This is a genomic window from Klebsiella sp. 28, from assembly GCF_018223905.1.
Taxonomy (GTDB): Bacteria; Pseudomonadota; Gammaproteobacteria; order Enterobacterales; family Enterobacteriaceae; genus Klebsiella; species Klebsiella pneumoniae.
Genome location: NZ_JAGRQY010000064.1, coordinates 1 through 24,847, shown reverse-complemented (window position 1 = coordinate 24,847; position 24,847 = coordinate 1). Strand labels below are relative to the sequence as shown.

The 24,847-nt window shown below is 52.7% G+C and carries 25 protein-coding genes and 1 pseudogene; 20 read left to right on the top strand and 6 right to left on the bottom strand.

Translation table 11 applies throughout. The annotated features are described in order from the left end of the window. Positions 1–54: 54 nt before the first annotated feature. Positions 55–465, bottom strand: a complete 411-nt coding sequence (locus KHQ28_RS11605) for an Arc family DNA-binding protein (RefSeq protein WP_064147870.1) — start codon at positions 463–465, stop codon at positions 55–57. Positions 466–583: 118 nt separating this feature from the next. Here KHQ28_RS11605 and KHQ28_RS11600 point away from each other — a divergent pair, with 118 nt between their 5' ends. The 12 genes from KHQ28_RS11600 to KHQ28_RS11545 all read left to right on the top strand — a co-directional run bounded on the left by KHQ28_RS11600 (position 584) and on the right by KHQ28_RS11545 (position 13,095). After that, positions 584–757, top strand: a complete 174-nt coding sequence (locus KHQ28_RS11600) for an Arc family DNA-binding protein (protein ID WP_064147871.1) — start codon at positions 584–586, stop codon at positions 755–757. After that, positions 747–1,448, top strand: a complete 702-nt coding sequence (locus KHQ28_RS11595) for a BRO family protein (RefSeq protein ID WP_064147872.1) — start codon at positions 747–749, stop codon at positions 1,446–1,448. Before KHQ28_RS11600 ends, KHQ28_RS11595 begins: the two co-directional genes overlap by 11 nt. Positions 1,449–1,520: 72 nt before the next feature. Further along, positions 1,521–2,276 (top strand): hypothetical protein, encoded by a 756-nt coding sequence (locus KHQ28_RS11590; protein WP_064147873.1) that lies wholly within the window; start codon positions 1,521–1,523, stop codon positions 2,274–2,276. Positions 2,277–2,403: 127 nt separating this feature from the next. Further along, a complete protein-coding gene (locus KHQ28_RS11585) occupies positions 2,404–2,907 on the top strand; it encodes a type VI secretion system-associated protein TagO (RefSeq protein WP_048291458.1) in 504 nt (167 codons plus the stop codon). Between the two features lie 75 nt (positions 2,908–2,982). Further along, a complete protein-coding gene (locus tag KHQ28_RS11580) occupies positions 2,983–5,457 on the top strand; it encodes a phage tail length tape measure family protein (protein ID WP_064147874.1) in 2,475 nt (824 codons plus the stop codon). A gap of 42 nt (positions 5,458–5,499) precedes the next feature. Further along, the gene (locus tag KHQ28_RS11575; RefSeq protein ID WP_211777608.1) at positions 5,500–5,976 is read left to right on the top strand and encodes a hypothetical protein; all 477 of its coding nucleotides are present in this window, start codon (positions 5,500–5,502) and stop codon (positions 5,974–5,976) included. After that, positions 5,976–6,446 (top strand): hypothetical protein, encoded by a 471-nt coding sequence (locus KHQ28_RS11570; RefSeq protein WP_032419293.1) that lies wholly within the window; start codon positions 5,976–5,978, stop codon positions 6,444–6,446. Before KHQ28_RS11575 ends, KHQ28_RS11570 begins: the two co-directional genes overlap by 1 nt. Next, positions 6,443–6,838: an NlpC/P60 family protein gene (locus KHQ28_RS11565; protein WP_064147875.1), complete on the top strand. Its 396-nt coding sequence runs from the start codon at positions 6,443–6,445 to the stop codon at positions 6,836–6,838. Before KHQ28_RS11570 ends, KHQ28_RS11565 begins: the two co-directional genes overlap by 4 nt. Next, the gene (locus KHQ28_RS11560; RefSeq protein ID WP_064147876.1) at positions 6,825–9,302 is read left to right on the top strand and encodes a host specificity factor TipJ family phage tail protein; all 2,478 of its coding nucleotides are present in this window, start codon (positions 6,825–6,827) and stop codon (positions 9,300–9,302) included. Before KHQ28_RS11565 ends, KHQ28_RS11560 begins: the two co-directional genes overlap by 14 nt. A 69-nt stretch (positions 9,303–9,371) precedes the next feature. Then, positions 9,372–11,588 carry a hypothetical protein gene (locus KHQ28_RS11555; RefSeq protein WP_032419290.1) on the top strand — a complete coding sequence of 739 codons (2,217 nt, stop codon included), beginning with the start codon at positions 9,372–9,374 and terminating at the stop codon, positions 11,586–11,588. Positions 11,589–11,641: 53 nt separating this feature from the next. After that, complete coding sequence (locus KHQ28_RS11550) at positions 11,642–11,932, top strand: hypothetical protein (RefSeq protein WP_032419289.1); 291 nt, start codon at positions 11,642–11,644, stop codon at positions 11,930–11,932. Between the two features lie 878 nt (positions 11,933–12,810). Further along, a complete protein-coding gene (locus KHQ28_RS11545; protein ID WP_032419288.1) occupies positions 12,811–13,095 on the top strand; it encodes a hypothetical protein in 285 nt (94 codons plus the stop codon). 468 nt (positions 13,096–13,563) lie between these two features. Here KHQ28_RS11545 and KHQ28_RS11540 read toward each other — a convergent pair whose 3' ends face one another. Further along, positions 13,564–14,103, bottom strand: coding sequence for a hypothetical protein (locus tag KHQ28_RS11540; RefSeq protein ID WP_016946533.1), 540 nt, complete (start codon positions 14,101–14,103; stop codon positions 13,564–13,566). Positions 14,104–14,484: 381 nt separating this feature from the next. Here KHQ28_RS11540 and uraH point away from each other — a divergent pair, with 381 nt between their 5' ends. Beyond that, positions 14,485–14,886, top strand: coding sequence for a hydroxyisourate hydrolase (gene uraH, locus KHQ28_RS11535; RefSeq protein ID WP_032419287.1), 402 nt, complete (start codon positions 14,485–14,487; stop codon positions 14,884–14,886). 78 nt (positions 14,887–14,964) lie between these two features. On the opposite strand, the gene KHQ28_RS11530 is transcribed toward uraH, so the two are convergent. Next, on the bottom strand, positions 14,965–15,135 hold the full coding sequence (locus tag KHQ28_RS11530; protein ID WP_002892370.1) for a hypothetical protein: 171 nt from the start codon (positions 15,133–15,135) through the stop codon (positions 14,965–14,967). Between the two features lie 324 nt (positions 15,136–15,459). Between KHQ28_RS11530 and KHQ28_RS11525 the strand changes: the two genes are divergently transcribed. Together KHQ28_RS11525 and KHQ28_RS11520 are read left to right on the top strand one after the other, a co-directional pair. Further along, on the top strand, positions 15,460–15,600 hold the full coding sequence (locus KHQ28_RS11525) for a hypothetical protein (RefSeq protein ID WP_004142684.1): 141 nt from the start codon (positions 15,460–15,462) through the stop codon (positions 15,598–15,600). A gap of 45 nt (positions 15,601–15,645) precedes the next feature. After that, positions 15,646–16,950, top strand: a complete 1,305-nt coding sequence (locus KHQ28_RS11520; protein WP_032419286.1) for a citrate synthase — start codon at positions 15,646–15,648, stop codon at positions 16,948–16,950. Between the two features lie 52 nt (positions 16,951–17,002). On the opposite strand, the gene KHQ28_RS11515 is transcribed toward KHQ28_RS11520, so the two are convergent. Continuing rightward, on the bottom strand, positions 17,003–17,308 hold the full coding sequence (locus tag KHQ28_RS11515) for a hypothetical protein (protein WP_032419285.1): 306 nt from the start codon (positions 17,306–17,308) through the stop codon (positions 17,003–17,005). Further along, a complete protein-coding gene (locus KHQ28_RS11510; protein ID WP_032419284.1) occupies positions 17,286–17,948 on the bottom strand; it encodes a LuxR C-terminal-related transcriptional regulator in 663 nt (220 codons plus the stop codon). The genes KHQ28_RS11515 and KHQ28_RS11510 overlap by 23 nt, the downstream gene beginning before the upstream one ends. A 470-nt stretch (positions 17,949–18,418) precedes the next feature. On the opposite strand from KHQ28_RS11510, the gene KHQ28_RS11505 reads away from it, so the two are divergent. The 4 genes from KHQ28_RS11505 to KHQ28_RS11490 are packed head-to-tail and all read left to right on the top strand — an operon-like array spanning position 18,419 to position 23,206. Beyond that, entirely contained in the window at positions 18,419–18,979 is a 561-nt protein-coding gene (locus KHQ28_RS11505; protein WP_009485574.1) for a fimbrial protein, read from the top strand. Positions 18,980–19,037: 58 nt separating this feature from the next. Beyond that, complete coding sequence (locus KHQ28_RS11500; RefSeq protein WP_004893746.1) at positions 19,038–19,733, top strand: molecular chaperone; 696 nt, start codon at positions 19,038–19,040, stop codon at positions 19,731–19,733. Positions 19,734–19,743: 10 nt separating this feature from the next. Further along, positions 19,744–22,179 carry a fimbria/pilus outer membrane usher protein gene (locus KHQ28_RS11495; protein WP_032419283.1) on the top strand — a complete coding sequence of 812 codons (2,436 nt, stop codon included), beginning with the start codon at positions 19,744–19,746 and terminating at the stop codon, positions 22,177–22,179. Position 22,180: 1 nt separating this feature from the next. Next, positions 22,181–23,206 (top strand): fimbrial protein, encoded by a 1,026-nt coding sequence (locus KHQ28_RS11490; RefSeq protein WP_032419282.1) that lies wholly within the window; start codon positions 22,181–22,183, stop codon positions 23,204–23,206. Between the two features lie 22 nt (positions 23,207–23,228). Here the strand turns inward: KHQ28_RS11490 and KHQ28_RS11485 are convergent, their stop codons facing one another. Beyond that, positions 23,229–24,095 carry a GNAT family N-acetyltransferase gene (locus KHQ28_RS11485; RefSeq protein WP_002892397.1) on the bottom strand — a complete coding sequence of 289 codons (867 nt, stop codon included), beginning with the start codon at positions 24,093–24,095 and terminating at the stop codon, positions 23,229–23,231. Positions 24,096–24,605: 510 nt separating this feature from the next. Between KHQ28_RS11485 and KHQ28_RS11480 the strand changes: the two are divergent. Continuing rightward, positions 24,606–24,847: pseudogene (locus KHQ28_RS11480) on the top strand (lipid A biosynthesis lauroyl acyltransferase); the annotation flags it as partial.

Below are 24,847 nucleotides of genomic sequence, written 5' to 3'. Positions count from 1 at the left end.
ATTTACATGAGCGAAGGCAGGCGCTTTAATGGCTCTGTCGTCGCTCTTTAACAGTCATGTTTGCTTGTTTTTTTTCCACTTGTTAACAATTGCTTCTATTGTCTTGGAGTCATGATTTTTCCACCAAGCTTGCGCATCAGCACTTAACTTGTCGTCTCCAGTTATATTCAATAGTTCAAGGTTTTCTTCGATATCACGTAGTGCCTCAGCCATTCTGATGCGCGCGATCATCGTTCTTCTCACAATAAGATCATGCCTAATTTGTTCTGGCATATTCTCAAGATTTTCTTTCGTAGCAATCTCACCAAAGAGACTGTTAGTTAAAGCATCTTGTAAGATTTGGACTATTTCGGCGTTCATAGATCTGCCATTGCGCTTTGCTCGTTCGGCTATAGCGTCTCGCATCCCATCCGGCATTCTGACGGTGAATCGCTCTACAAAGCTAGGGTTATCTTTTTCAGTCATTTTCATAAACCATAAATTTTAATAGAAACACGGTAGCATCATATTGACATTACCCACAATGACATCCTAATGATGTTAGGCATCAAAATGATGTCATCAATCATAAGGAGACTTGTTAATGAGTGATGTTCTTTATACCGGCCGTAAAAATGATAGCTTCCAGCTACACCTGCCAGAGCGAATGAAGGAGGATATCCGGCGCTTAGCTGAGATGGATGGGATTTCGATTAATTCGGCGATTGTGCAGCGCTTGGCAAAAAGCCTGCGTGAGGAACGCGTGAATGGCCAGTAAAAATAGCGAAGCCCAGAAGTGCGCTAACACCCTGGGCCTCTTATCGAACAAATCCCGCGAAGGAAATATCGACATGAACAGTGTACAGAACAAAGAACTAAGTTTCCACAATACCAATTTTGCTTACATGGAAATGGGCGGTCAGGTCTGGCTTACGGCTACCGAGGTTGGTCAGGCACTGGAGTACGCTGACGATAAAGCCGTGCAGCGCATCTACTCACGCCATGCTGATGAATTTACAGCACAAATGACAGGGGTGGTCAAACTGACCACCCCTTCAGGAAAGCAGGAAGCGCGCGTTTTTTCTCTGCGTGGCGCCCATCTTGTAGCGATGTTTGCTCGCACGCCAAAGGCCAAAGAGTTCCGCCGCTGGGTGTTGGATATTCTGGATCGGGAAGTGGCACATTCGCCGATTGCGAAGCAGTTCAGTGACGAAGAGCTTTGCTCACTGTCTTACCTGTGGAGATCAAGCGCAGTTATGTACGAAGCCTGTCATAACATTTACCCGTTATTGCTGGCCGCAGAGCACAAATTACTACCTCGCTTTGCCTCGATAGTGACCAACCATGCGAGGACTATAAACAGGACGCGAGATCTTCTTCGCCGCGAAACGAAACATATTGAAGAGCATCCATGGGGGGATACTAACTGGAAAAATGTATTTTCATACGGGACGGGAGTATTGCAGTGATGCAAAAAGAAAAACCGCCAGTTGGCGCTGGCGGCTTATGTCACACCCTTACTACCATATAAGGAATGTCGAATGACTTCTAAGAATGTAGCAAACGTAGGTTCAATTGTCACTGATAAAACCATTGACAGCCAGTCACTGCTTGAAATGGTCAATCAGGCGCGTAAGCAATGCGGAGAGAAGCCGGTACGTAATAACGTATTCATCGATCGCATTCGTGATGAGCTTGAGGGGGAGGGTTACAAAACTTTTGTAACCCCCATGGACAAGTCTAAGGGCGGCGCCGATCAGGTCGTAATCGAAATGACGGTCAAGCAGGCACTGCGCGTGGCTGCACGCGAGTCTAAGGCCGTTCGCCGTTCTTTGGTTGATAAGTTGGAAGACATGCAGGCTATCCAGGTGCCTTCTAAAAGCACTTCAGGGCTTACTGAATATCGGCTTGCCAAAGCTGAACAACTCAAAGCTCAGGCACTGGAGAAAAACATCGCATCGGCTCGCGAGCTGATGGCTATGTTCCCGCGGCTTGGTGAATCGGCTAACCAGGTGATCGTTGCCACCCTTGTTAACCCACTTCTCGGTCACGAAGTTGTGCCACTGCCAGCGATTGAAGAGCATTACTCTACGGCGGGTGAAGTGGCGGCGCAGCTCGGTTGCACTGCGAACAAGATCGGTCGCGTAGCCAATAAACACAACCTGAAAACTGAGCAGTACGGCAAGTTCTTTCTGGATAAGTCGAGACACTCGGATAAGCAGGTTGAGGCGTTTCGCTATAACTCCGAGGGGGTTCAGGCACTTCGCCACCTGATTAATGGTGCTGATGTGGCGTAACTAATTGTATAGAAGGCAGAGTGTAAATTTGCATTCTGGTAATCAAACCCGCTTAACTGCGGGTTTTGTCGTTCCCATTCATACCTGATAGGATTGTTCTGAACATTCAAAACGGATACATCCTAAAATGAAAAAGACGATCTTGGCTTTGTGTGTAGCTGCTATCCCTCTGGTATCAACCGGCGCTGAATATGTAACGGAAGGATCTTGGCAGGTTAAGAAAGAAGAAAACAAGATGACCGATATGACTGATGTTGTTGCCATTAACCGATCTCCTGATGTTTATACGCGACAGGGAATTGAAAGAAGCACATCTATGGTCATCAGGTGTAAGGAAAATAAAACTGAGGCATATCTATCTGTTAGCGAGTATCTGGGCAGCGACGATCCGGTCGTAACAGTAAGATTTGATGGTGGCAAACCGCAAAAGCGTACTTGGACTGGCGCAGAGGGTGGAGAGGCTGCTTTCAGTAACAAAGCTGTTTCATTTATCAAAGAAATGTCTTCTCATAAAAAGATGATTGTTGGATTCGAACCCTACGGTTCGACTATGCAAGTTGTTGAGTTTGACCTTACAGGTATAGATTCAATCGCAGCGGAAATTTCCAGTGCATGCAAATGGAAAGGTTAACCGACGCAATAATTTTATAAACTGTAAAAGAACAACCCGCTCCGGCGGGTTTTTTTATTTGAATGGGGACTGAAAATGGCCGGAGAGGAGCTCGCTGGAAGTGTTGTTTATGAGGTGCGCGCAGAAGTTCAGCCTTTATTGCAGGGTGGGAATCAGGTAAACAAGATCCTGTCTGAGATAGAATCCTCTCTGGATGCGAACATCGCACAATTCAAAAAGATGGACACTCAGGTTTCAGCGACCGCGCAAGGCGTTAACCAGTCAGTGCGTAGCTTTGGAGGATTTCAGAACGCGCTGCGCCAAAGTGGATATCAAATTCAGGACTTTATCGTGCAAGTACAGGGCGGCCAGTCTGCCTTAGTAGCCCTTAGCCAGCAAGGCTCGCAACTTCTTGGTGTATTTGGCACCGGAGGCGCAGTCGCAGGCGCACTCTTAACTTTGGGTACAGTAATCGTCGGATCTCTGATTGCGGGTATGGATAATGCGTCTGTATCTACAAAGGCCCTGACAGACTCGCAAAAACGATTGGCGGATATATTTCAGATTACGGCGAATGGTGTCGTTGTTCTGTCCGACAAATTTGCAAAATTGGCTGAGACAAGCGAAAACGCCGCCAGGGCTCAGCTAACGATTGCTCTTATTGATGCGCAAAATATTATTAAATCATCCGTACAAAGCGTTAATGATCTTGGAGACGCCCTTGGCACATGGAAAGCCCCGTTATCAGCAGCGATCAGCCAGCTTGATGCCTTAAAGGCAAGGGGAAGTGATGTAAACAGCATTCTGAAAGAGCTGGGTGGTACATATGAAGGGAATATCATTGGCCTTAACCAGTTAAACCAAGTCGTAGGCGAAATATCCACAGCCTTTGGGATTAGCGCCAACGATGCTGTTAAGCTTGTTCAGGCGCTGGCCGACGTCAGACATAATGCCAACCCGGATACTATTGCAGCTTTGCGAGATGTAACTGTCGACCTAAGCCAAAAATATGGATACGCGAATAAATCGCTATCTGAATTTACTGGCAAAGTTGGTGAATATTCGCTTAAGGCTGATCAGGCTGCTGAATCTACCCGCCTAGCAACAGAAATGCTTCAAGGTCATAAAGTCGCATCTGAAGCTGACACTGAGGCAATAGCTCAAAACACTCAGAGACTGCAAACCTACATCCAGATGATCAAGGATGAGGGTGCCACCATTGCAATGACAGCCAGGCAGAGAGCTCTTTATAGAGCGGAGCAGTTAGGGGCAACGGAAGAAGACAAAAAGGCGATCAATTCATCATTCGATAAAATTGATGCATTTAAAGCAGAGCAGCAAGCACAAAAAACTGCAGCTAAGGAAAGCCGCCGGTCTGCCTCGCAATCTGCTGGCGAGGCCAAAAAGTTAGCTAGTCAGCAGGACTCAATTGCTCAGAAGCTCGAACAGCTTCGGCAGAAAGCTATGCTCGCAGCTGATTCTTCTCAAGAACTATCGCGAGAACAGTCCATACTCTCCGCTCAGCAGTCTCTGGGCAAGGGCGCCACGCAGGAGCAAATTGCTCTGGCCGGGAAATATGCCGCTCGGGCATACGATGTTGCCGCCGCCATTAAGGCTCAGCAAAAAGCAGAGAAGGAGAAGCAGGATACTGAAAGCGCTTATGCCCAGGTAAGGCAGGCAGCATCACCTGTGGTCGCAGTGGATGATCAGTTTCAGAAGCAAATGGCTTCCCTGAATGCCTATGCCACGCTTTACCCGCAGAAAATTGCTGAGGTCGAGGCGACTCGCGCCCAGATTGAGGAACAGTACCGCCAGAAGCGGCAAGAAGCTATGTGGCAGGAACTCAGCCAGCAAAGCCTCGGCTATAACATGCTGACGAGTGCGGTGGATGCCTTTAGCGGGAATGCCTCCAATGCAATCACCGGCCTGCTAACTGGCACAATGTCGGCGCAGGAGGCAATGCGGTCGCTCGGCAACACCATCCTGAACAGCGTGATCAACAGCATTGTCCAGGTTGGCGTCGAAGCGCTGAAAAACTACATTCTCGGTCAGACGCTCGGCGCTGCATCGGTGGCGACCTCAGTCGGACTGGCGGCAACTACCGCTTCCGCCTGGGCTCCTGCGGCCGCGATGGCATCGCTCGCCTCGTTCGGTGCTAACGCTGGCCCGGCTGCAGCTGGTATCAGTTCGACAGTTGGGCTTGCCAGCGGGCTTGCGCTTGCCGGCGCTCGCTACAACGGCGGCCCGGTATCAGCCGGCGGACTGTATCAGGTCGGCGAGAAAGGGAAGCCAGAGATTTACCAGGCCAGCACCGGCAAGCAGTACATGATCCCTGGTGATAATGGAAAGGTTATCAGCAATAAGGATATGCAGTCAGGAGGAGGGGTCAGCGTGCAGGTGAACGTCATCAACCAGTCTACCGGCGCCACCGTACAGAGTGCCAACGGCTACATGCAGGACGGTAGCGCAGTTGTGGACTTGCTGATCACCGACATGGAAAGAGGCGGCCCGGTATCCTCTCAGATGCAGCAGACATTTGGACTAAGCCGCAAAGCGCAAGGTGCTTACTAAACCCAACCCGCTTCGGCGGGTTTTTTTATGCCCGGAGGAAACGTGGCAACTGTTCAATACCCTCCGTTCCTGCCGCTTCCCCAGCGCGCCGATCAGAACATGACGCAGGATACAGCCTGGCAGACGACGCAGACGGCAGTCGGTCCATTGATAATCACGCCGATCACTACGGACCTTAAAGCGACATGGACGCTGCAGTGGATATTCACGCTCGCGCAGGCCGAGAGGTTTAAGTCGTGGCTTCGCTCGCCGACGTACTGCGACTGCGGGCGCAACTGGTTCCAGATGCCGATCGACCTGGGTGATACGCAGGGCGTTCAGCAGCAGACGCTGCATTTCGTCGATATGCCGGTGCAGACCAGCAAGAACGGCAGCGTCGTCACCTGGACCGCAACGGTTATCAGCAACGGGCTCGAGGACATTACTGAGGACTACGACGACTGGATTGTTGAGGCCCAGCCTGGCTACGGATACTGGCTGGATTACCTGATCACCGAAGTGATGCCGAGGGCTGACTGATGCCAACATTACGAGAATGGAAAGAGCGGCGGCCGGCAAGCGATATCAAACAGACGGTGGAGTTTTATCATCCTGCGTTTGGTTATTACCGGGTGGTCAATAACCTGTTTCGCCCGGCGACGTTTGGCGGCAACTCGTTCGAGCCTGCGCGGTTCAGCGTGACCGAGCCGGCGCAGGACGGAACGGCGGTCATTTCAATGACGATCACTTTTGTCGCCGCGACGGAGCATGTCCGGCAGACACTGAAAAGCTGGCGCGGGGCGGCGCGCATGACACCGATAAAATGCCTGTATCAGCAGTGGAACGCGATCGGCGATGCATCATCCCTGAAAGACTGGACGCTTTACGTGAACGACATTTCCGCCGATGCCAGCAACGTCACTGTGACCGCCGGGAAAACTAACCCGCTGACGCTGGCCAATTCCATCATTTACACCACGAAAGACTATCCCGGGCTAATCACCGTATGACACAGAGCGACTTTATCGGGCTTGTTAATGGCAAGCCCTGGGCTAATCGCGCCTGCAGTTTTGAGCAGATGGATTGCTGGGGACTCGTCGTTTTGTATTACCGGCATGTGCTCGGCCTGGAGCTACATCACATCGATGGCTACGAATCGGGCGCGGATTTCATCACCTGCTACGAACAGGAGCACGCGCACTGGCGGCGTGTGCCGGTTGCCGCCATCGGCTGCATCGCGGTTTTTTACCGAGGCGACGTGCCGGCGCATATCGGTGTGATGATCAGCCCGGTTAAGTGCCTGCATGCCCGCGGCGAATTCGGCTTCGTACGCTGCGACAGCCCGCTGGCATTACTGAAGGTTTACAGCAAAGTGGAGTACATGGTGCATGGTGCGATATGAGTTACAGAGGCTGCCTGGCGCGCCGCTGCAGCGGGGAACGGTAGATGCCGGCACAACACTGGTGAGCCTGCTGGATTCCCTGCAGTTGCACCGCGATGTTATCGTGAAACTGAATGGCCGAGCGCTGCCGGACGATTACGATATCAGCCGGCCACTGCGATCCGGTGACGTGGTGTCTGTGTTCGACCAGCCAGAGGGTGGGGTTGGCAAACTCATCACCACGATATTGCGTCCGGTCACGAAAATCCTCTCTGGCGCACTGAAGGTGTTCGGCCTGTCAAATAAGCCCAGCGCGTCAGTATCGGTGGCGACAGGCGAATCCCCCAATAATGACCTGACAGGCCAGACGAACCGCGCGCGACTCTACAAGGGGCGCCCGAACATTTACGGCCAGTGCCGCGTCTTCCCTGACCTGATTCAGGAGGCGCTGTTTGAGTTCGTCGACAATAACAAACAACTGACGGAGTGGTTCGAGGTCGGTTACGGACGGTACACCATCTCATCGATCCGCTACTCGGAATCGAACCTCGGCAGCCTGGCGGGAGCCAGTTCTGCGATTTATAACCCGGGTGACGTGATCGGCACGATTGAAGTCGGGTATCAGTTCGATGACGTCGATAACGAGACAGTCCCCGGCCTGAATGAAAGCCAGGACTTCCCGGCCCAGACCGCTACCACGACGGCGCCGACATCGGTGGCGATCGAGAGTAATCAGCTCAAAGCCATTGTGCTGTCGAACGATGACAACTTCAGCTATTTTGCTGCGCTGGCGGTACCTCATCCCGTGTCATTCGTCATCAATGCCACCTGGAACGATGGCGGCACAAGCGTCACGCGGAATGTCACCGGCGCCGGGAATATCATCTCCTCCGAGAGCTTTATTGGCGACGACACGCTGTCGTACACGACGTTTTATATCGGCGAACTATCGGGAGAAATTACGTCTCTGCCGGGCAATGCAGTTATCAACCCGACGCTGTTCACTCTGAACGACCATACCCCCCTGGTTATCGGTCCATCAGTGTCGCCGATTGCCTCGACGCAGGTATGGGTGCATGTGCTGGTTCAGCTCGGCGCAACGGCCGGAACAACGCAATACCGGATTAAGTTCTGGCAGGTCGATGACGACAACAATCAGGTGCCGGGTACATCCGAGCAGCACGATTTCTTCTTCGATAACGACTTCCAGGTGACGACCCGGTATTTCCGCACAACGCACAAGTTCGTTCCGGCAGCCGGGGCAGGGCGCTATGCGGTGACCATCGAGCGCCTCGACAACAGCAATGACGCCAACGTCGTGACGCTGATGGCGATCCACGCAGTGAACGTGCGCGAAAACGTCGTGTATCCGGAAGACACGATTGCCCGCATCACGATTAAGGGGTCGAACGACAGCAACTCAAACCGCGAGCAGAAGTACAACATGCTGGCGCAGCGGCATACCATCAGCTACGACCGGACAACCGGCTCGGTCGATTATACGCTGCGGCCGAGTCGCTCGTTTGCCGACGCAATCCTTCACGAATGGGTGGTTGTCGGTAAGCAGGACGTGGCCAGTATCGACGTCGCCGCTCTGTATGCTATTGCCGATTCGCTGCCAGATGAGGCGCTTGGGTATTTCGATTACACCTTCTCGGATGAGAAACAGCCTCTTGGTGAGCGCATAGCGACGATCGCCAATGTAGCCCGCGTTGATGGCAATAATATCGGCGATGTGCTGACGTTCTGGCGTGATGAGAAAGTGACAAATCCCGACGCGGTTTTTGCGCGCTCAAACATGTTCTGGGACGAGTACAAAGTCGCCTGGCAAATGTCTCTCCCCGGTGGTTACGACGGCGTGGCGCTGGATTACGTCGACCCGCTGACGAACAAGAAGGCGTACATCTACCTGCAGATCGACAGCAGCGGCATCACTGAGGTTGAGGATGCCACTGTTAACGCGATGCAGATCAGCCTTGATGGCTGCCGAAACGCCACTCAGGCAACCGACAGGGCCTGGCTTGAGGCGAGAAAAATTCTCTACTCACGCCTGACCATGACGGTGAAAGTACTGGAGTCGACTCAGGTGGTGCGCGGTACGGTTGTGCAGTGTCCTGACATGTACGACAACACCCAGCAAACGGGCTATATCACCGGGCGCTCCGGGGATGTATTCTCGACGTCAGAGCGTATCGACTTTTCCCTCGGCGATATGTGGGTGGTGATGACCGACAGCCTCGGGAATTACCGCGGGCGCTGGCGGGCCTATCAGGTAAGCGGCAAGCCCAAAGCATTTCAGGCTGCAGCCGATACCTTCGATCTGGCCATTTATGACCGCAATACGGTGCAAAACCCCAGCCGGTATTTCATCGCTACCGACTCGGAACTTAATTCTACTATCTGGCGCGTCGACAGCGCCAAACCCAACGGTGATGACACACAGACGTTATCACTGATCGAATATTCAGACTCAATTTACCCATAATCAACTTTCGCGCACACCATCAGATTCGTTTCTGAGGGTTTAGTGCGCCTATCAAGGGCGACATGCACAATGGCAGAAGTTCCACTCCCAACACCGACGCAGGTTCCGGTACCAAGTACCGATATCCGTAATGCGGTATTTGCAGGCGCGAAGCTTGACGAAGAAGTTACTGGTACCGGTGAATTCTATACTGACCGTCTTGGTGTAAAGCGCCTGACGAACACCGGAAGAAATAATCAGTTCGATGCCGCGCAGCTGGACAGAGCTAATCGGTTTGAGCAATTCCTTCTGTCCTCCGGCTACGTTTTTCTTGGCGACTATGAGGATGGTCCTTTTCAGTTCAGCGCCCGTAACCAGTACATTCGTTACGACAACCAGTATTACCGCCTGAATGCTGCTACTGACGTCGGCTTTACGACCACCGGAACCGATGCGACCAGCTTTGCGAACGACGTTACTCACTTTGTTCTGATGGATGGTGACACGCTTCGCCAAAACCTGGGTTCAGACGAAGGCGCCGATTTAGTCGCAGGCAAAAAGCCATATACTGGCACTATGCGGCGCAAAGTAGCAGAAATGCTGTCGGAAACAATCTCCCCGTGGGATTTTGGTTGCAAACCTGATGCAGTCTTTGACCCGGTAACACAACGCCTGATAGACGGCACAGATAATACCGCTAACCTGCAGCGAATGTTCTCTGAGGCGCATTATCATGGCGTGGAAATTAACTTACCGTTCAGTGGCAAATTTGCCAGCAAGTCCCTTTATTTACATTATGATCCTGTAAAAAATCCAGACTGGACCGACCGCCCTGGTCGCCTGACAATTCGAGGAAGTGTTCTTGGTCACGCAACCGGAGATGTAGAGCGTCAGGGGACGGCGATTTATCATATTCCCGGAGAAAACTCGCCGTTAATATCAATGATTGGAGAATTCAGTATTTCCAACCCGGCAGCAATGGGCGGGTATTTTAAGCTGTCTTCATTGAATTTAATCGGCAGCCAGGACAGCTCAGATGTTCTTTTATTGCAGGGAAGTCAGGGGCAGATGAAGCTGGAAAGATACGATGTAAAAGTACTTAATCCAGCTGGTAACGGGATAACAGAAGCCACTACCTGGGAAACGCTTCATCTTCTTGGGTTTATACGTGGGCCAGCTACAGGAGATGGTTCATGTACCGGTATTGGTTTGAATATCAAATCTGATGGTACTATTGGTCAGATTAATATGAAGCAATATCTTCTCGTTAATGTGATGAAGATGGGATATGGCATCCGGGCGGGGCGTCGTGAAAAAACAAATGGAACTTTGGGCCCATTGGTGTTTACTGGTGGGCAAACTTCTGGTGCTGATCATCACGGGATGTGGCTGGATGGCGGGGTAATTTCTTTCACATCAATAGGTCAGCAGCATGAAGGATGTAGAAAAAATGGTATTAGAATAGATAATATACTTGAAGATGGGGTGGTAAGCTCTGATCTTGCACGTACCATTAAATTCCAGCAGAACTACATTACTGGCTGCGGCCGTATTGAGGATGGAAGTCAGGATAGTTATGGTGTAAATATTGTTAACGGCGATGGGATTGAACTGGATACTTTAACGTTTAATGAGGTGGGTAATGGAATCGCATTCGATGCCGCAAACGTAGATAACCTGTTAATTCGTCGCCCACATTTTCGCACTGTTCGAGCGTACGGAACATCTCAGGGCTTTGGTATCCGTTCATTCTCCGACGGAGTGCCGCAAAAACGTCAATACCTTGAACACCCGGTATTTAACCAAACTCCGGCCACACAGATTGATGATAAAGCCCGTGAAATATTTGGTCGCGGAGCGGCAGGAGGTCGAATCTCATTTTCGACAAACACACCGACGCCGAGTATTATTCACGGCTCAGGCTCAGGGAATGAGTCGTACCGCATCCTCAATTTTAACAACACGACAGCCACCACTATTACCAACATTACCGGAGGCACACCCTATCAGCGCCTGCTGATTACATTTTCAAACGATGCAACCACGATACAGCACAGTAGTAATATTGTTCTGCGTGGCGGTAAAGATGTTCAGGGGACGGTAGGGAAGACGCTGGAGCTGTACTACACGGGGTCATTCTGGCAAGAGGTGGGAGACCCGGTAAGAGCGCTCACTGGAACCAGCGCAAATCGACCATTCAGTACAGCGTTTCCCGGTATGGAATATTTCGATACCACGCTGAATAAACCCATCTGGCGTAATGCGGCCAATAACGGCTGGGTTGACGCGGCGGGTAATGTGGTCTGATTTATGTCCCGCCCCACGGGGCGGGTAATTTTATTTACTGAATGGGTAATCTCATGTCTTTTGTAATAAATAAAACGCTGGAGGCCAGCGTTATTGCGGACAGTGGCACGGCGATTGGCTCGGTTCAGGTCACGGTGGATGTGACCTATACAATCACGTTGATTCAGGTAATTGACGACAGTACAGCCTACGCCTCGGTATCGGCATCAGTGAACGGACAAGCGCCAAAACAGGTTGACCAGTTTGAGTTTAACTACACAATGGAAGGTGGGAAGAGCTTGTTTGAGCAGGCAGAAAGTAACCTGCTCAGTAGCGGAAAATATGCTGGCGGGATAGTTATCTGAAAAATACCGCCAGCTTATAACTGGCGGGATAGACTAAATGTCAAAAGTAAATGTGGTTTGTATTTCAGACTCTGTTTGTCCAGTTAATGCCATGCACTGATCTGCTGCCTGAAGTATGGCGAAGCGATCGAGGGCGAGTCCCTGGACGATGTTACTGTTATCGGCGTCGTGACGTTTACTATCTTCGATGTGCGCCAGGACAATGCGGTTGTTTAGTTGCCGTCAGCTCGAGGCTGCTGTGTCGTAGATGTGGCGTGACAGGAATGCACGATAATGACAGGGATGTATTCAAACGACACGAAACGACACAAAACCGGATGCGAACGCGGAAAACATGTGTGATTACAGTGTGTTATTTAACGCTCTACTTTCTTCTAAGCCGTAGGTCACAGGTTCGAATCCTGTAGGGCGTGCCATACTCACTTCTCTTAGCGTCCCCTGAAGTCTACTCAGCCCAGTATATACGCGGCATTTTCAAATATTCCATTACCTCAATGTCTTCTATGATTCATTGAAATCCACATTCATGTGGAGGGAGATTCCTGTTCAATGAAAGGAGATACCCCAGGTGAAGCTCGCAGCCCGCCAGGTCGATATATCAAAACTAAGGACAAACCCTATAAACTGTCTGATGGCGGTGGCCTTTAGCACCGTTTGATGCGCGTGAGCTGGAATGCATTATTGTCAGCCAACGACACGTAACAGCAGGGGCACTTCATTACCCGCATCATGTTTTCAGACCGATAATCAGCGAGCGCTAAGCATGGCGGCTGTGGTAGGATACAGTTGCTGTCAGGAGCCCTCCTCAAAAATATTAAGGCTTGGGTAATATATGAATACTCGTTCGTTATATTAAAGGAACAGGAGCCTGATTTCACATGTCAGATATTGAACTTGAAAGATTTAAGGCAATGCTTCGTGATGAGTCTATTGATGACCTGCTAACCGCGCTTGCGTACAAGATTCCTTTGTACAGATTAGACCCATTAATCATCAGGGGGCGAACAGAGCACATTACAAATGCGGAATTAATCGAGTCGTTTGACCGATTATATCAGGCCGGAATTTTGATGACTGGTAAGAATGGTCAAGTAGTGAAGGGGCCTAAATGGGTTGAACCAGAGTTCGTGAAAATGGAGAAATACTTTCCGCATCCGCGGTAATAGCAACATCCAGATTACCCGAAAATAGGTTCATGGGCACGACGTAACCGACTAACTCGAACACCTTTGCAGCTATGTACTTTTATCCTCTAGTTTCCGCTATCAATCCTGGATAGCACTCAGGGGTTTATTAAGTGGTAACTCATCAGCAAAGATGTGCATGCTGTCGATGACTTGGCATTCATTGAGTTGGCGCCTGGCGGAGCGTTAAACGGATTCATCAGTAGTTGATCGCCTGGTCTACCTATTGCAAGACAACGTTTAGCCTCGCCCTGCTTTTTGCAGTGATACTTACACTATCGCTGGCTTCTGAAGGGCGTCGGACATAACGCAAATTATGCATGGTTCGTTACACTGAACTATTCATAATAGTCGCGCATTACGTTGAATATCCGCAGGCTATATACCTGGTAGACTCCTCACTGGAGCGGGGCCCGTACTCACATTTTGCGGGCAGGGTAATACACCTTAAATATTTGAAGGGATAGGATACTTCAGCTCGATGTGCGGCGCATCGCTTAGCCGCCGGCCAGATTTTGCCATCAGGTATCCGGCGATTTCTTCAGGCGTCAAATCGACATGAAGCATGTCTTTATCCTGAAACCATTCATCTGGCCAGTAGATAAGGTCGGATGGATTGGCATCAAAGTTTTTCTCAAGCAGTCCCAGCGCGTAGCTTTGTTCAGATTCCTTACCTTCGGCCTGACACACAAACTGGATGATCTGAATCAGCTCATCCCAGGATAAATCCGCCACGTATTTTTCCTGATTAAACGCCATCCGGGTGAAGTCTTTTGCACTGGTCCATGAAGAGAAATCCCGGAAATCAGAGAATGCATACGGGTTAATAACCTGGCTATTCCAGTCATTTATCAACATTTTCAACCCGGCATCCTCTTCCTTAGCCCCGTTATCAATTTGCGCCAGTATCTCTTCGGCCATGTCCGCTAGCTGTTTCAGTTTCTGGCGGTTTACTTTGGCTGGTTGCAAACGTTCGGGTAATGGCATCAGGTTATTCCTTGTAAAATTGAGTGCATCAGTGACAAGCTATGCTCCCATCCTGGCCAAACATTTATCCAAAGTCTATATACAATCAATCCCTCTTCTGACAACGAGCGTCTAACGGTATAAATATCAGCGGTAGGTCCCGGACGTTCGTTACCCGCTATCCGGAAAAAATCTACTTTTCAAGATGAAAAGTGGCTTCGCAAACCATATCTGTTAGCCGACTTCTCTGTGCAGGAGGCCGCTTGCGGCCTGTTTCAGAGTACACCCAGTTGTACCATTCCCCGCCAAATAACCGCAATCTGATAACAAAAAGTTTAATTTTTTTCCCCGCCGCGCTGACTATAGTTAGGGCACTTTCACTTGCCCAATAAGGTTACGATTATGAAATTAGTTATCGCCTCCGTAATTTCTCTACTCAGCTTCAGCGCGCTGGCGGCGCCAGAGGGGACGCTCAGCGTACACATTCTTAATCAGCAAACCGGGCTCCCTTCACCGGGGGTGCAGATTGAGCTGGATAAACAGCAGGGGGAGAGCTGGCAGCATATCGCCACCGGTAAAACGGATGCCGATGGGCGGATTAAGTCGCTCTATCCGCAGGCGGAGAATATGGAGCTGGGGGTGTATAAAGTGACGTTTAAAACCGGTGACTATTTTAAAAGCCAAAATATGAATACGTTCTTCCCGGTGATTCCGGTTATTTTCAATGTCACAAAGCAAAATCAAAAACTGCATATCCCGCTGCTGCTCAGTCAGTACGGATACTCTACCTACCGCGGCAGCTGATGACCCAAGCCGCTATCCAGCCAACGCCTGCGCGGCTTCCGCAGGCGTCACACTTTTCTCGCACCACGATGTCCACGCCTAACGCTCGGTCTCTTTCTCTTTAAAGTGTTTAACGGCTTCGTCGTACATCGCCAGCAGGCCGGAAATTTCGCCTTCATATTGCGGCACGCGCTGGGCGCGAACGAGCTCAATCAGCAGCGCATAGGCTGCTTCTTCCGGGGCCGCATGTGGATTGATCAGTCCAGACATATCACCTCCTTAACAGTGGGCCTTTAGCCTACCCCTCGGCGGGGAAACGCAACAGCCTGATATGCAACCAGTACTTCTTATATGGCTCTTGTGAAACCTCAGAGGCGAAGACCACGGCGGAAATCAATTGAAGGAGGGGTTATCCAGACCACTGGCGTGGCGGTTAGCGGTGCATCTACACCGGCAGGAGGCTCATCATCAGCCAGGCGATGGCGATGCAGATAAGGGTCATCGACAGCACAAAATTCATGGTAGCTCCTCTTCATCCTTTCTTTACTCAACGTAAATTTTGACAGCGATGATCGCCTTTATCCTTGGCGATTTGTGCCGCTATCCGGCGGTGGGCTGGGGAAAGACGGCCTGTTTCCCCGTGAAGGCCAGCAAAATATCCTCTTTGTCAGGGTTATAGTGATGACATCAATGAACAAGCTGCATCACATTGGTTATGTTGGTCTTTCCGCCTGAAGAATGACTTCGGGTCGCTGATAAGCTTGCTGGGGGACTAACAGGATGAGCACTACACCGTTAACGCTTTCTTTTGCCGGACAACAACCGCCCATCGCCCTGCCGCAGGTGCCGGGAACGCGGGGGCCGGTGGGAGTCGATATGCGCGGGCTAAATCAGTCCGGATTCTGCAGCTATGACCCCGGCTTCGCCAATACCGCCGGATGCCAGTCGGCGATCTCGTGGATCGATACGGAAAACAGCGTGCTATTGCACCGCGGCTATCCGGTGGATCAGCTGGCTCGCCAGTGCGATTTTCTCGAAGTGGCCTACATCATGCTGAACGGTGACGCGCCGGATGAGGCCAGCTATCAAACCTTTCGCGAGACCATCACCCGCCATACTCTGGTCCATGAGCAGATAGCCCGCATGTGCAGCGGCTTTCGTCGCGACTCGCACCCGATGGCGCTGATGTGCGCCCTGGTGGGGGCGCTGGCGACGTTTTATCATGACGTCCTGGACGTGGAAAATCCGCAGCACCGGGCGCTGGCCGCCACCCGGCTGCTGTCGAAAATGCCCACTATCGCCGCCATGAGCTACAAGTACACCATTGAGCAACCCGCAGCGTATCCGCGCAACGATCTCTCCTATGCCGGTAATTTCCTGCAGATGCTGTTTGCTATCCCGGCGGAAAAATACGTTCTCAATCCGGTTATCGAGCAGGCGATGAACCAGATCCTGGTGCTGCATGCCGATCACGGGCAGTGCGCCTCGACCACTACGGTGCGCGCGGCGGGTTCCTCCGGGGCGAACTTATTCGCCTGCGTCGCCGCCGGGCTGGCGTCGCTGTGGGGGCCGATGCATGGAGGAGCAAATGAATCGAGCATGCGAATGCTGGAGGAGATTGAAAGCGTCGATCAGGTTCCGGCGTTTCTGCGCCAGGCGAAGCGCGATCCGCAGGCATTTCGCCGGCTGGGTTTTGGCAACTCGCGCTACCGTCACCGTGACCCGCGCGCCGATATCCTGCGTGAAACCAGCCATCGGGTGCTGGCGGAGGTAGGCATGTCCGACCGCCTGCTGCAGGTGGCGATGGCCCTTGAGGACGTGGCGCTGACCGACCCCTATTTTGTGGACAATGGCCTGTCGCCAAGCGTGGATTTCTATACCGCGGTGATCCTTAAAGCGATGAATCTGCCTTCGTCGATGTTTGCGGTGGTCACCGCGGTCGGTCGGACGGTCGGTTGGGTGGCGCACTGGAACGAGATGCACCAGGCACCGCTGACCATCTACCGGCCACGGCAGATTTACGTTGGCGAGGGCTATCGGGATTACGTCTCCCGACGCGGCGAGCGGTCTGCTGAGCTAAGGTAATGCCTTACAGGCAGGAGGCGCGCGGCGTCTTCCTGCCCAGGCGGGTTACTACTCAGAGATGCCGGGAGAGCTGATAGTGCTCGACGGCGGTATATTCGGTTAACCGGGTATACAGCGCCAACAGGGCGCTGAGAAAAGCGCCTACCTCACAGGCCTGCGGCCTGGGCGTGGCGAGTAATGGCTGTAGCGTAGCTCTCAGTTGATCAAGGTCGGGCTTCAGCACATACGGTATATGCAGGGTGCTGAGGATGGTTTCAGTCTGCTGGAAATCATGACGAGATGGCAACGCCTCGTCTGCGCTTAGCCAGCTCAGGATAATCAACATGAGGCGATTTTTAGCGTAGAGATACGATTTCATGGCCTGTCTCCTGTCGGTAGTGGCGCAACACTATCCCCTGAACTTTGTTCATCAGTTCCACGTTATTTTTCACCGCCAGCTTGCTAAGGACGCGTGAACGGTAGTAGTAGACCCGTTTGATCGTGAGCTGCATGGTGCTGGCCACGTGACACAACGGCATTCCCCCCATCAGCAGGCTGATTAAAAAAGTTTCCTTACGGGTCAGGTTATAGCTGTCAGGTATGGCGATATAGAGCTTGTCGGCGGGGGGCGATGTCAAGCGCGGACCGCGGGCAAGGGCAGCGCTGAGCCCGGCAAAACTGGTGATGAACTCTGCGCCGAGCACAATGGCGAGGCTGCGTTCGAGCTCGCTCAACGGGTAGCCTGATTTGGCAAAAATAAAGATCCGGATCAGGGGATTAAACGATTTTAAACTGAGCGCGACCTGCAGTACTTCGATGCTGACGCTGCTGTAATCAATAAGGATGGTGCTTAGCCGGGCTCCGGCATCGGTCGCAAAAAAAGTATAGAACATCTCACTCTGTCCACTAAACGGGTAACAGAGTATTTCTTTAATATCCAGAGGCTTGCTGTTTGGTTCATTAATATACGCTTTCAGGGCAATATTAAAATATTCTGAATCCGCAATGCAGATCAACATAATGACCTCCTGGCATAAATACGCTGTGCATGCTGTCCTGCCTGATTCGACAATTTACTGTAGAGAATACCCGCCTGAAATAACATACTCCCTGCGCTTTCAATCCAGGGGGGAGAACGTGGGAGGAGGTGGTTAATAATGAGGGTGAGATAGTTAGATCGCATTTCTCGAATGTTTTTTAGAAAATAAAAAATAAAAATTACCTTTTATTTACAGTGGGTTGTGTTTTTATTATGTGTCAGTTTTATTTCTTTTTCAAAGTGGTGTTAAGACTTTTCTATAAAAAGTAGAAATGGTCCTGGTGGCGAATTTGAATAATAAATAATGAAGTGAGTAGGATGTCAGTGCAGGGAAGGGGTTAAAAGATAACAGGCTAATCCAATGGACTGAGCATTAATAAATTGTACGTATAAAGTACGCCAGGGTATTTCCTGAACGATTCTCCATAAGCGTGGTGATGAGGAGTGAAGATGAAAAAATACAGCAGAGGAATGGCATCTTTCGTGGTGATGATGATGCTTTCTCCGGTAGCGGCACAGGCTGCTGATGGCAAAGTCACCTTTAATGGTGAAGTCATCGAAAATACTTGTACGGTAGTGAATAAAGACAAGACGGTAACCCTACCGACGGTCCAGCGTTCAGCGCTCAGCAGCGCGGGTGAGACGGCGGGCGTGGTTCCCTTCACCATCGATCTGACGAGCTGCACCCCAGGGGCTGATGTCTCGGTGTACTTCGAGAAAGATCAATACGTTTCCACGGAGGGTCGACTAAAAAACACTCTGTCTGACGGCACGGAAGCAGAAAACGTGGATGTGGAGCTGCTGAACACCCGGTTTACGCCGATTAACCTCGCGGAGACCCCGGCGGTCGCTGCAGACGGCAAAGTTGCTCGCCTGGAAGCGATCCCGGTGGCGGTGGCTGAGCAGGATGGTTCCGCCTCGCTGCCTTTCTATGCCCGCTACTATGCGACTGATGCCGCCAAGGCTGGAAAAGTCGCAGCCTACGTCAACTTTACGGTGGTCTATCCGTAACCCCTGTCCACGGCCCCGCTCAGGGGCCGTTTATCCCCCCGACAAGGAGGAGGTGAATATGCGGCGTATGGTTCTGGCACTGCTGCTGTCCAGCTATTTACCCTCGGCGGACGCCAGCATGGTTATTGACGGCACACGGATTATTTTTCCCGGCGACAAAAAAGAGATCGCCGTCCGGGCCACCAATATGGGGGAGACCCCCTCTCTGACGCAGGTCTGGGTCGACGATGGCCGCGTGCAAAATCAACCGGAAAAGGATGCGGCGCCGTTTATTGTGCTGCCGCCGATTGTGCGCATCGAACCGGGAAAAGGCCAGAGCTGGCGCCTGGTGTTTAACGGCAGCCGCCTGCCGCAGGATCGGGAATCGCTGTTCTGGTTCAATCTTCTGGATATCCCGCCTGAGCCGAAAAATGGCAAGACTGACAATTACCTGCAGCTCGCGATACGGTCGCGTATCAAGCTGTTTTACCGTCCGGCAGGCGTGGCGGCGGAAAAAATAGCCGCGGAAAAAGCCCTGAGCTGGGCGCTGGCTCCTACGGGCAACGGGCTGCGGGTGAGCAATGCCTCAGCGCGCTATATCACCATCGACAGCATCACCCTTAACGGACAAAAACACGCTGCCGGCATGGTCGCCCCGTTTTCCTCACTGGAGATCGCGCCTAAAGGGGTCGCGCTGCGCACGCTGCCAGCCAAATTCAGCTTCACCACCATCAATGATTACGGCGCGGTAGTGAATCATAATTATCCTCAGTAAGGACATTATTATGAAACTCAGGGAGATCAAGGTTGGGTTGATGCTGCTCCTTCCCTGGCAGGAGGCATGGGCGGCGGAGGCGTTTAGTTTTAACCGCGCCCATTTGCACGGCGCCGCGCAGGTTGATCTCCAGAAATATCAATACGGTAATCCACTGCACGCCGGACAGTACCGCAGCACGCTCTCGGTGAATGGCCGGGACCTGGGGGAAGAAACGTTTGTTATCCAGGAACACGATGGCCAGCTTGAGCCCTGCATCTCACCCTCGCTGTTCGACGCTCTGCAGCTGAAGGATGCCCAGTGGCCAACCGCGGCCACCTGCCTGCGTTTTTCGCAGATCGATAAGGCGATCGGCTGGGAGTATGACAGCGGGGAAAACGTCCTGCGGGTAAATATGCCCCAGGCGCTGCTGCAACCCCATTATCGGGGGGCGGTGAACCTGAAAAAGGTGGATAGCGGCGTGCCCGCCGCGGTGCTGCGCTACCAGGCCAATAGCTATCAGAGCATCGTCGACGGGGATAGCAGCAGCCATCATTATCTCGGGCTGGATGCCAGCCTGCGCTCCTTTGGCTGGCGGTTACATCACCAGTCCAGCTACCAGGCGCAGGAAGGGAATACGCACTGGGATAGCATTGCCGCCTGGGCTGAGAGAAGTGTAGTGAACTGGGCGTCCACGTTACGGCTGGGTCAGGGATGGACCGACGGAACCTTCTTTGACAGCGTCAGTTTTATCGGCGGCAGGCTGGCTACCGATGTGCGCATGCTGCCGGGCTCTCGCCGCGGTTTTGCGCCGTCGGTCAGCGGCGTGGCGCGCACCAACGCCCGCGTAACGGTCACCCAGAACGGCGCCCTGTTGTACGAGGCAACGGTTCCGCCGGGCAAATTCACCTTCGACGATCTCTATCCCACCAACGCCGGCGGCGATTTACAGGTGACGATCCACGAGGCGGATGGCAGTCAGGACACCTTTACCGTGCCGTACGCCACGCTGCCTGGCCTGGTGCGGGCAGGCGCGGTCTATTATGATCTGTCGCTGGGCTATCTGGATGAGGACGGGATCGCCGGGCGGCCGGGATTTGGCGAAGCCACGCTGCAGTACGGCTTCAATGACTATATCAGCGGCTATACCGGCGCTAACGCGACGACAGATTATTACTCGACGCTGGTCGGCAGCGCCTTCAATACCTACTGGGGTGCGCTGGCGGTCGATCTTTCCCGTTCTGCGGCGAAGGGCAGGGAGCACGGCTGGCAGGAGGGCTACCGCTGGCGGGTGTCCGCATCAAAATCGTTTACATCCGATACGCGAATGCTGCTCTCGATGAGCCACAGCAACGACGGCAATTATCGCTCCATTCGCGATGCCGCCTGGGAGCACGACCGGCACCCCAACGACTGGCGGGAGATGACCCGCTACAGCGCGACGTTGTCTCAGCAGGCCGGCAGCGGCAGTCTGTCATTTAACGGAATCTGGAGTGAGGATGTCCGCCACCACCGCTGGCGCTCATATCAGCTGGGCTATGCCAACCGCTATGGTCAGCTCAATTATTATCTGTATGCCCAGCAGAGCCAGGATATCCATCACCGCAATAATCAGGTGGTGGGCGTCTCCTTTTCGCTGCCGTTCGGGCAGGCGGGCAGCCTGACCACCCGCTTTAACCACGATAAAAACTACGGCAGCCAGCTGCAGTCCAGCTATACCGGCAGCGCAGGCGAGAAAAACGCCTTCAGCTACGGTTTGACCGCCAGCTACGACATGCCGCGGGAGAACCCAAATGAAGCCAGCGTTGCGGCCAACGGTAGCCTGCGGACGGATTATGCGTACCTGAACGCCAGCGCCAGCGCCGGTCGCCATCAGCAGCAGTACTCGCTGGGGGCATCGGGCGCCCTGGTAGCGCATCAGGGCGGCATGACCGCCACCCCCGAACTGGGGGAAACCTTCGCCATTGTGGAAGCGCCCGGCGCGGTGGGGGCCCGGGTGGCTAACCGCCTTGGACAGCCGATTAACCGCCAGGGTTTTACGATCATCCCTTACCTCGATCCCTTTACCGCTAACTGGCTGGATCTCGATCCGCAGGGTCTGAACGACCATGTGGAGATTGTCTCCAGCAGCACGACGGTGGTGCCCGATTCGGGCGCGGCGGTGAAGGTCAAATTTGTCACGCGTACCGGCTATCCCTGGTTTGCCCATGTCACGCTGCCGGATGGCGCGGCGCCCCCGCTGGGCGCGGAGGTGTTCGACGACAACGGTCGGGCGGTTGGCGCCGTCGGTCAGGGCGGGCTGCTGTATGCCCGAGTGCCGCAAGACCACGGCAGCGTCTCGGTAGTATGGGGCGAACGCAGCGGGCAACGCTGCCGGTTGGCCTATGCCATCCGCGACGACGCGGTGCAGCAGGTTAGCAGCGGCACGCCGCATCAGGTCTGCCGGCCGGGAATAAAGGAGAAGTAATATGAAAAAAATCATCGCATCAGGGGTACCTCTTCTGCTGGCCGGCGGGTACTGCACTTCGCTGTCGGCAGCGTGCCAGATGGTCAGTGGCAAAACTATCGAGTATTCAGTGAACGTCAGCCAGGCCAGTATCAACCTTGACGTCAGCGATCTCCCCATCGGCTCCCTGCTATACAGCTACGGAGGGATGATTATCACTAATAACGAACGCTGGGAGATCGCCTGCAGCGGCAGCGAGCCCGGCGGGTTTCAGAGCATTGGCGGTTCCCGGGTCGGCCCGGCGGGAGACGGCAAGCCGGGGGATATCTACAGCATCGACCGCCTGCCGGGCATCGGCTACAGCTTTCAGATGGGGGAACAGGATGGCATTAATTTCGATCCCCTGTTCACGGCCTGGCCTTCCGCGCCGGTATTTTCCGGCCAGCGCGCATTTCAGGCGGAAAATAAAAAACCGACCATCTATTTCTGGCGAATTGCCGATAACGGCGGTCTACCGCCGCCGGGCGAATATTGCCTTAATGATTACCTTGGCGATATTTATCTTGGCGGAGTACAGGCGATGCGCTTCAGCGTCAGCGGGCTCTGTATTCAGGTCAAATCACCCACCTGCAAGATTACTGACGACAGTAAAAACATTAACGTCTTCCTCGGACGGCATAACAAAACCGCATTTACCGGGCTCAACAGCACCACCGCCCCGGTTCCTTTTAACATCAACCTGACGAACTGTGAAAATGTCGGCAGCGTGTTTATGCAGTTTAACGCGACGGTGGACAGCGCTGTCGCCGCCAACGAAGTGATTAAAATCGATGACCAACCTGAAGGGGCATCCGGACTTGGCGTGCAGATCCTCAGTGCCGGCGGCTCGCTGGTGCCGCTAAACCAGGTGAGCCAGGTCTGGTCCGGGAAAAAAGGCAGTCAGACGAACTATCGTTTATCCTATCAGGCCCGCTATATCCAGACGCAGCCCGCAGTGACTGCGGGCGAAGCGAACGCCAGCGCGACCTTCGTGGTGACTTATAACTGATCTGCCTGGCGGCACAGCGCCGTCAGGCATGCGCCAGTAAAGGAAACATCAACTTCCTGTCTTTAAACAGGTTTTCCTTCTGGTCATAGACGAAGAGGATATCTTCTCCCTCTATCTTCTCATACTCGCCGAGCCGGTCTTCACTGGGGGTAAAACCGAGGATGGCCTGGTAAACGTGGTCATCGGCCAGTTCGTTGACCAGCGTCGACAGGCTCTTACCCACGTCGCAGAACAGATCAAAGCAGATCAGCACCGGACCGTTTTGCATGGCGATGACCACCGCCTCATTTTTTGCCGAGTAATAGACAAAATGCTTCATAAAGGCTGAGCAGTAAAACATCAGCAGGCCAAAGTTATGCTCCACCCGCAGCGGTGAGAACGGGTTGGATTTTTCATAGTAATGGCGGAGCAGGGCGACATCGTCAGGGCTGTCCATATCCAGTTTACGAAAATCACCGGCTCGCGGGGAGACCGGCATAATATATTGATACTCTTCGCTGCGGGTGAAGCCAAATTTGGGGTAAAAATCCACCGTGGTGGGATTGGCGAATAAAAAGAAGGCGTCCGCCTCCTGCTGCCAGTCCTGCAGGATGTGATGGATAAGCTGGCCGGCTAATCCCTTATTACGGTGGTCCGGCTCGGTCATCACGGTGCCAATCTGAATATAACGCCGGGGCTCGCCCTGCCAGCGCAGGTCGATGATGTTGGCCGAAGCGTTAGCGATAACTTTATTGCGTTCGACAAAAGCATAGGGGATATAGGCGTCGGTCCAGTAACCTTGCTGATACCACTCTTCAAAAGACAGGTCAAAAGTCTTAACGGCAAGGTCAATGAAGCTTTTTCTTAATGGGTTATTTTCTCTGACTTGCTTCACTAATTGATAATTCATTGTCATAGTTCCTTCTCACTATGGCTTCTGAAAGCGGCGACGTCGGCAAAGGCACTTGCGTCGAATGAGCGCTGTAAACGTAGCATATCTGGGAAAAGGATCCGCAATGTCGATGCTTAACCTTTGCCCCAGTCACAAATAACCGCATGCTGACCGTGTCAGACCGGTCTGAACGGCCTGTTTGCATTCGCTACCGCCATAATAAAGCGTGAGTAAAAGAGGTATTGGTCGAGAGGCTGAGGCAAATGTACTGGCTATTTTATCGACAATCGGCCGAGCCGTAGAGGTTAGGTTTATTTATTTATGCATTAAACAGGAAATTTTACGCGTTGCGTCTAATAATAGAGTAGTCCCCAGCGTAAGGGCTGAATTTATCCTGGAATCGGCTTATAATAACGCGCTTTGTGATTGAGTATTACCGCACGAATTGGAAAAATACTACGTGCAGGATCCGCTACTTTATTTCGCGGTTTTTGCTCAGCTATTATTGAGTGAATTAACAGGATTACTATGTCAAATTTACCCAAATTTTCCCGCGCGCTGTTGCACCCGCGTTACTGGCTGTTGTGGCTGGGAATTGGCTTTTTGTGGCTGCTGGTGCAATTACCGTATCCGGTGATCTACCGTCTGGGAACGGCGCTTGGGCGGCTGGCAATGCGGGTGATGAAAAGCCGCGCGCGGATTGCCAGACGTAATCTCGAACTCTGCTTTCCCGAGATGAGCGCCGCCGACCGCGAGGCGCTGCTGGTGAA